This is a genomic window from Gaiella sp. (assembly GCF_035558935.1).
Lineage (GTDB): Bacteria > Actinomycetota > Thermoleophilia > Gaiellales > Gaiellaceae > Gaiella.
Genome location: NZ_DATMBZ010000043.1, coordinates 25576 through 32485 on the forward strand (window position 1 = coordinate 25576; position 6910 = coordinate 32485).

Annotated in this window: 5 protein-coding genes and 1 pseudogene; all 6 read left to right on the top strand. The window is 71.3% G+C overall.

The window, feature by feature from the left end:
• Positions 1-61 precede the first annotated feature (61 nt).
• Positions 62-1156, top strand: coding sequence for a serine hydrolase (locus VNM44_RS04430; RefSeq protein ID WP_325623055.1), 1095 nt, complete (start codon positions 62-64; stop codon positions 1154-1156).
• A gap of 507 nt (positions 1157-1663) precedes the next feature.
• Positions 1664-3949, top strand: coding sequence for an endopeptidase La (gene lon, locus VNM44_RS04435; protein ID WP_325623058.1), 2286 nt, complete (start codon positions 1664-1666; stop codon positions 3947-3949).
• Positions 3946-4260: a helix-turn-helix domain-containing protein gene (locus VNM44_RS04440; RefSeq protein ID WP_325623061.1), complete on the top strand. Its 315-nt coding sequence runs from the start codon at positions 3946-3948 to the stop codon at positions 4258-4260. Before lon ends, VNM44_RS04440 begins: the two co-directional genes overlap by 4 nt.
• Positions 4261-4329: 69 nt before the next feature.
• Entirely contained in the window at positions 4330-5070 is a 741-nt protein-coding gene (locus tag VNM44_RS04445) for a sensor histidine kinase (RefSeq protein ID WP_325623063.1), read from the top strand.
• Positions 5067-5738 (top strand): response regulator transcription factor, encoded by a 672-nt coding sequence (locus VNM44_RS04450; RefSeq protein ID WP_325623065.1) that lies wholly within the window; start codon positions 5067-5069, stop codon positions 5736-5738. Before VNM44_RS04445 ends, VNM44_RS04450 begins: the two co-directional genes overlap by 4 nt.
• A gap of 54 nt (positions 5739-5792) precedes the next feature.
• A pseudogene (locus VNM44_RS04455) lies at positions 5793-6910 on the top strand (hypothetical protein); the annotation flags it as partial.

Consider the following 6910-nt stretch of genomic DNA (forward strand, 5'->3'; position numbering starts at 1 on the left):
TCAAGGCTACGGTTCGCCGGTGATCGCGGCCTCGCCTCCTGCCCAACCTCCGGCGCCGCCCGTGATCGAGAGGCCGGCGCCGTACCAGGTCTCCTACGGGATCGTGGAGGGACGGGCGGCGTCGGGGATGCGACGGGTGATCGTGCGCGTCGACGGCGCGGTCGTCCGCGACCTTCCCATCGCAGGGCGCCGGTTCGTCGTCGACGTTCCCCTGCCGTCGCGCGAGGTGGAGCTGGGAGTCGAGACGGTCGGCGAGAACGGGCTGCGCTCGGGGGCGACCGTCGCGCACGTCTTCGGGCTGCCGCGCGCGGCGCGCCCGCACCTCCTCACGCCCCGTCTCGACACGAAGCTGCAGGCGGAGGTGCAGCGGCTCGCGGCCGGGTTCCCGGGGACGTCGGCGGTCTACGTCGAGAGCCTCACCACGGGCGCCGCATCGGCGAAGAACGCCCGCGCGACGTTCCCCGCCGCATCGACGCTCAAGCTCGCGATCGCCCTCACCGCGCTCTCGCACACGCAGGGGCCTCCGCCGCCCGGAAGCTCGCTCGACGGGCTGCTCCGGCGGCTCCTCGACGCGTCGGACAACGAGGCCGCGAACACACTCCTCACGTCGCTGGGCGGCTCGACGTCGAGCGGCGGTCACGTCGTCGACGACCTGATGCGGTCGATCGGCCTCGAGCGGACGGTGATGTACGGCGGCTACATCCTCGGCACGGAGCTCGGCGGCTCGCGCGAGGTCGCCGGGCGCGGCGTTCCGCTGAACGTCGTCGACCAACCGTACTGGGGCGTCGGGAAGGCGACGACCGCCCTCGATCTCGCGATGCTCCATCGCTCGATCTGGCTCGCGAGCGGCGGTCTCGGGCCACTCGGAGGGAGCCGCAGCGGAGTCACGCCGGCCGAGGCGCGCTACCTGCTCTACGTCTTGGCGCGGACGGGCGACGCCCGCAAGCTCGGTCGGTTCGTGCGGCGGCAGGGTGCGACCGTGCTGCACAAGGCGGGCTGGATCGACGCGGCGCGACACGACGCGGGCCTCGTCGTCTGGCAAGGCGGCATCTTCGTCGCGGCGGTGATGACCTACCGCCCGGATGGCGCGGGTGTCCGCTCGGACGTTCTCGCCGGGCGGGTCGCGCAGGCAGCGCTGCGATGCTTCCGCGGCTGACAGCCTCAGAGGCCGATCTCTGTCAAGCGCCGAACGTGCCGATTGCGCGCCGATCGCTCCACCGCTCACGAGCGAGGCTCGATGCGGCATGCGAACGAATCCGACCTCCCGGGCGAGCGGGACGCGACGTGGCTCAGATGTCGACCGCGGTGCTGCAGCGGTGGCCCCAGCGCCTGTGGATGAATCGGCGCGAAGCTGACACGGTTTGCTCTTGACAGAGATCGGTCTCTGAGGCGGATCTTCGCGGACCGCACACGGAGGAGGCGCGAGGGCGCCGCTCGGCGCCCTCGCAGCGGGTCGGCGTGCGCCCTCGGAGTGCGCGTGCCGCCCCGTCCTGGCCGATCCCTGGGAGGCGGTTTGGGATCGCGGACGTGCCTCGGGCCTATTCGACCGGTCCGCTGCGAAGGCTTTGTGAGCGTTCGGTACGAGGGACGTCAAGGTTGCGGCGCCAGGAACGTACTAGGTACACTCTTTGTATCTACTACCGCGAGGAGTGTGATTTTTCGCGTGACCAAGCTACTGCTCGTCCCGCTCGACGACATTGTCGTCTTCCCGAACATGAACGTGACGCTGACGGTCGACGTCGGCGACGAAGATCGCGTCCTGCTCGTGCCGAAGCACGACGGTGAATACGCCGCAGTGGGCACCGTCGCACGCGTGACCGACCGCGTCCGCCTGCCCGGCGGCGCCGTCGCCGTCGCGATCGAGGGCCTGCACCGTGGCATCGCGGGCGCGGCCGAGACCGACCCGCAGGGCCGCCTGCTCGTCGAGATCGAGGAGCGGAAGGACGGCGTCCCCACCGACGAGAAGACGCGCCACCTGGAGACCGAGTACCGCGCCGTGGTCGAGGAGATCCTCGAGCTGCGCGGCGACGACGGTCGCATCCAGTCGTTCGTGCGCTCGATCGCCGAGCCGGGCGCGCTCGCGGACACCTCCGGCTACTCGCCAGACCTCACCTTCGAGCAGAAGGTCCAGCTGCTCGAGGCCGTTGACGTGACCGAGCGCCTCGAGCTCGCGCTCGGCTTCCAGCGCGAGCGCCTGTCGCTGATGCAGATCCGTCAACGGATTCGCGACGACGTCAATGTCGGCATGGAGAAGCAGCAGCGCGAGTTCCTGCTCCGTAAGCAGATGGACTCGATTCGCAAGGAGCTCGGCGAGGACGACGCCTCGGTCGTCGACGAGTACCGCAAGAAGATCGAAGAGGCGGACATGCCGGAGGAAGTGCGCGAGCAGGCCGACAAGGAGCTCGCCCGGTTCGAGCGCATGGGCGAGAGCTCGCCCGAGTCGCAGATGATCCGCAGCTACCTCGACTGGCTGCTTGCCGTGCCGTGGGGCGTCCGCTCCGACGAGGTGCTCGATCCCGAGCACACTCGCGAGATCCTCGACGCGGACCACGCGGGCCTCGAGGACGTCAAGGACCGGATCGTCGAGTACATCGCCGTCGCGAAGCTCCGCAAGGAGCGCGGCATCGAGCCCGACAAGCGCGCGGGCGCCATCCTCACGCTCATCGGGCCCCCGGGCACCGGCAAGACGTCGATCGGTGAGTCGATCGCGAAGGCGCTCAACCGCGAGTTCGTGCGGATGTCGCTCGGCGGCGTCCGCGACGAGGCGGAGATCCGTGGTCATCGCCGCACCTACATCGGCGCGCTTCCGGGCCGGCTGGTCCGCGCGCTCCGTGACGCGAAGACGATGAACCCCGTGATCCTGCTCGACGAGGTCGACAAGGTCGGCGCCGACTGGCGCGGCGACCCGTCGGCGGCGCTGCTCGAGGTGCTCGACCCGGCGCAGAACTCGACGTTCCGCGACCACTATCTCGACGTCGAGGTCGACCTCTCGCAGGTCTTCTTCATCGCCACCGCCAACATGGCCGAGACGATCCCCGGGCCGCTGCTCGACCGCATGGAGGTGATCCGCTTCGACGGATACACCACCGACGAGAAGGTCGCGATCGCCCGGGGCTACCTCTGGCCGCGGCAGCGCGAGCGGGCAGGCCTGGAGGAGAAGGAGGTCTCGGTTTCCGACGACGTGCTCGAGACGGTGATCTCGGAGTACACCCGTGAGGCGGGCGTCCGCCAGCTCGAGCGGGAGCTCGGCTCGATCCTGCGCAAGACGGCGACGAAGATCGTCACAAACGAGGCGGAGCCGCCCGTCGACGTCGACGTCGAGGCCGTGCGCGACGCGCTCGGACGGCAGAAGTTCTTCCGTGAGGCCGCGGAGCGGACGGCCGTGCCGGGAGTCGCGACGGGTCTCGCCGTCAACGTGACCGGGGGCGACGTGCTCTTCGTCGAGGCGACCTCGTCACCCGGCGAGGGCTTCACACTGACGGGGCAGCTCGGCGACGTGATGAAGGAGTCGGCGCAGATCGCGCTCTCCGCCGTGCGTTCCCAGACCGACCGGCTCGGGATCGACCAGGAGGCGTTCGAGCGGAAGTTCCACGTGCACGTGCCCGCCGGCGCGATCCCGAAGGACGGCCCGAGCGCAGGCATCACGATGGCGACGGCGCTCGCGTCGCTCCTGTCCGGGCGGCCCGTGAAGCACACGGTCGGCATGACCGGCGAGCTGACGCTCCAGGGCCGGGTGCTGCCGATCGGCGGCCTCAAGCAGAAGGTGCTTGCGGCCCACGCCGCGGGCCTCACGGACGTCGTCATCCCGGAGCGGAACCGCGCGGACCTCGACGACGTGCCGGAGCACGTCCGTGAGGAGCTCCGGTTCCATCCGGTGATGTCGCTCGACGAGGTGCTCGGCATTGCGCTCGAGCCCGCGCAAGCGTCGCGTCCGCACGTCGCCGCATGACCCGCTGCCGTCAGTGCAGCCCCGTCCCCGAGGAGGTCCGCCGCGCGGCGGGCCTCCTCGAGCGGCGCTGGACCGTGTCGATCCTCTGGGCATCGTCGGAAGGCGCCAGCCGCTTCAACGAGCTGAAGCAGGCCGTGGGGGAGATCCCGCCGCGCACGTTGGCGCAGCGGCTCGTCGAGCTCGAGAGCGCCGGGCTGCTCGAGCGCACGGTGATCGACGCTCGCCCGCCGCGCGTGGAGTACCGCCTCACCGACGACGGCCGCAGGCTGCGCGCCGTCCTCGACGCGCTGGCGGCGTACGCGAGCGCGTGATCCCGCGGGAGCCCGGATCGTCCTTCTGGACGACGCCGGGGCCGGGCGGGGTGGGCTACCGTCCGCGGGATGGAACCGAGCCGCCCGCTGACACGGCAGGAGGGGGAGCCGCCGGCGCGTCAGCTCCGCGGGCACGACGAGCTCCAGCTCAAGCTCGAGGCCGCCCGGACGGCGGCCGCCGAACGAGCCGTCGCCGACGAGCGCCAGCGGATCGCGCGTGAGCTGCACGACGTCGTCGCGCACTCGGTATCGGTGATGACCGTGCAGGCCGGAGCGGTTCGGCGCCTCCTGCATCCGGATCAGGAGCGTGAGCGCCTCGCGCTCGAGACGATCGAGGCCACCGGGCGCGAGGCGCTGACGGAGATGCGGCGGCTGGTCGGGCTGCTGCGCGACGAGAGTGCGACGCCGGATTTCGCGCCGCAGCCCTCGATGCGGGCGATCGACGTCCTGCTCGGGACCGTCCGGGAGGCGGGCCTCCCCGTCGACCTCGTCGTCGAGGGAGCCGCCGTGGAGCTCCCGCCGGGCGTCGACCTCGCCGCGTACCGCGTGATCCAGGAGGCGCTGACGAACGCCCTCAAGTACGCCGGCCCCGCGCGTGCCTGCGTGACCGTCCGCTGGAAGCGCAGCGAGCTGGAGCTCGAGGTGGCGAACGACGGCACGTCGGAGCCCGGCGGTGACGGCGGCGGCGGTCACGGTCTCGTCGGCCTGCGCGAGCGCGTCTCGCTCGTCGGCGGCTCGATCGAGTCGGGCCCACGCGAGGGCGGCGGCTTCGTCGTCAAGGCGCATCTGCCGCTCGGAGAGCGCACATGACGACGAGGGTGCTCATCGTCGACGACCAGTCCCTCGTCCGGGCGGGGTTCCGGATGATCCTCGAGTCCGAGCCTGAGATCGAGGTGGTGGGTGAGGCGGCCGACGGCCTCACGGCCGTGCTCGCCGCTCGCGAGACGCAGCCCGACGTCATCCTGATGGACGTCCGCATGCCGAACGTGGACGGGCTCGAGGCGACACGGCGGCTGCTGGACGGGAAGGACGAAGGGCCGCGGATCCTGATCCTGACGACCTTCGACCTCGACGAGTACGTGTACGAGGCGCTCCGCGCCGGCGCAAGCGGCTTCCTGCTCAAGGACACGCCGCCCGAGCAGCTCGTCGAGGCGATTCGGGTCGTCGCGGGGGGAGACGCGCTCCTTTCACCGGCCGTCACGCGGCGGGTGATCTCGGAGTTCGTGCGCCGCCCACCCGCGGTGAGGCCGACCGCGCCGGGACTGGAAGACCTCACGGCCCGGGAGCTCGAGATCCTGCGTCTGATCGCACGCGGGCTGTCGAACGCCGAGATCGCCTCCGAGGCCTTCGTCAGCGAGACGACGGTGAAGACGCACGTCGCCCGGATCCTCATGAAGCTGCGCCTCCGCGACCGTGTGCAGGCCGTCGTGTTCGCATACGAGCACGGGATCGTGCAGGCCGGCGACGCGCCCGCCTGAGCACTGGGCGCACTCACCCTATAGCTCGTTCGAGGGAGTGCCGATACACACGGCATGACCGCTCCGCAACCACTCCCGTCCCGCCTGATCGGGGCGCTCTTCGTAGAGCGCGGCCTCGTCTCCGAGAGCCAGATTCGCATTGCGCTCGAGATCCAGAACGAGACGGGCCAGCAGCTCGGCCAGGTCCTCGTCGAGCGCTTCGGCGTGTCGCGTAAGGAGCTCGCGAGCGTCGTCGCAGAGCAGTGGGCGAAGCTCGGCGGCTCAGCCGGGCCGGAGGACACCGCGAGCTGGCGACGGCTGGGAGACATCTTCGTCGACCGCGGGTTCGTCACCCAGGAGGAGCTCGACCAGGCGCTCGCACGGCAGCGCCAGACCGGCGAGCGGTTGGGCGAGGCGCTCGTCGCCCAGGGCGTGATCAGCAAGTTCGAGCTTGCGGGCGCGCTTGCAGAGCAGATGGCGGCGCTCGAGGCAGCGGCGGCCGAAGAGGCCGCAGAAGGCACGGCGGCGGAGGCGACGGTTCACCACCTCCCCACGCGCCCCGACGAGCCGTCCGAGAACGCTGCGGCACCCGTCCTCGAGCTCGTCACCTCGGATCAGAACGGGTCCGAGCCGACCGAGACGGTCGACCCCGCGGCCGAGGTGACCGAGACGCGTGTCGCAGAAGAGGCGCCCGAGCACGAGCCGGCGGAGCCGGCCGAGCCGGAAGAGATGGACGACGAGGTGCACGCCGATGTCGGCACCGTCGTCGCGGAGCCTGCGGTCGAGACTATGGCCCTCTTGGAGTCGCCGGTCGGGGACGTGGCCCTCGAGGAGCAGCCGGCCGACGACGTGGCGCTCGCGGAGCCCGCGGTCGAGGATGTGGCCGTATCGGATTCGCCGGCCGGGGACGTGGCTCTCGAGGAGCAGCCGGCCGACGACGTCGCGCTCGCGGAGCCCGCGGTCGAGGATGTGGCCGTATCGGATTCGCCGGTCGGGGACGTGGCCCTCGAGGAGCAGCCGGCCGACGACGTCGCGCTCGCGGAGCCCGCGTACGAGGAGCCGGTCGTCGAGGAAGCATTCGCGGAGGCGCCGATGGATGCCGGCTGGGCCGAGGAGCCGGCGGCCGACATCGTGACCGCCCCGGAGGCTGCCGCGGCGTGCGTCGCGTTCGCCCCGACGACGAGGGGCTACCG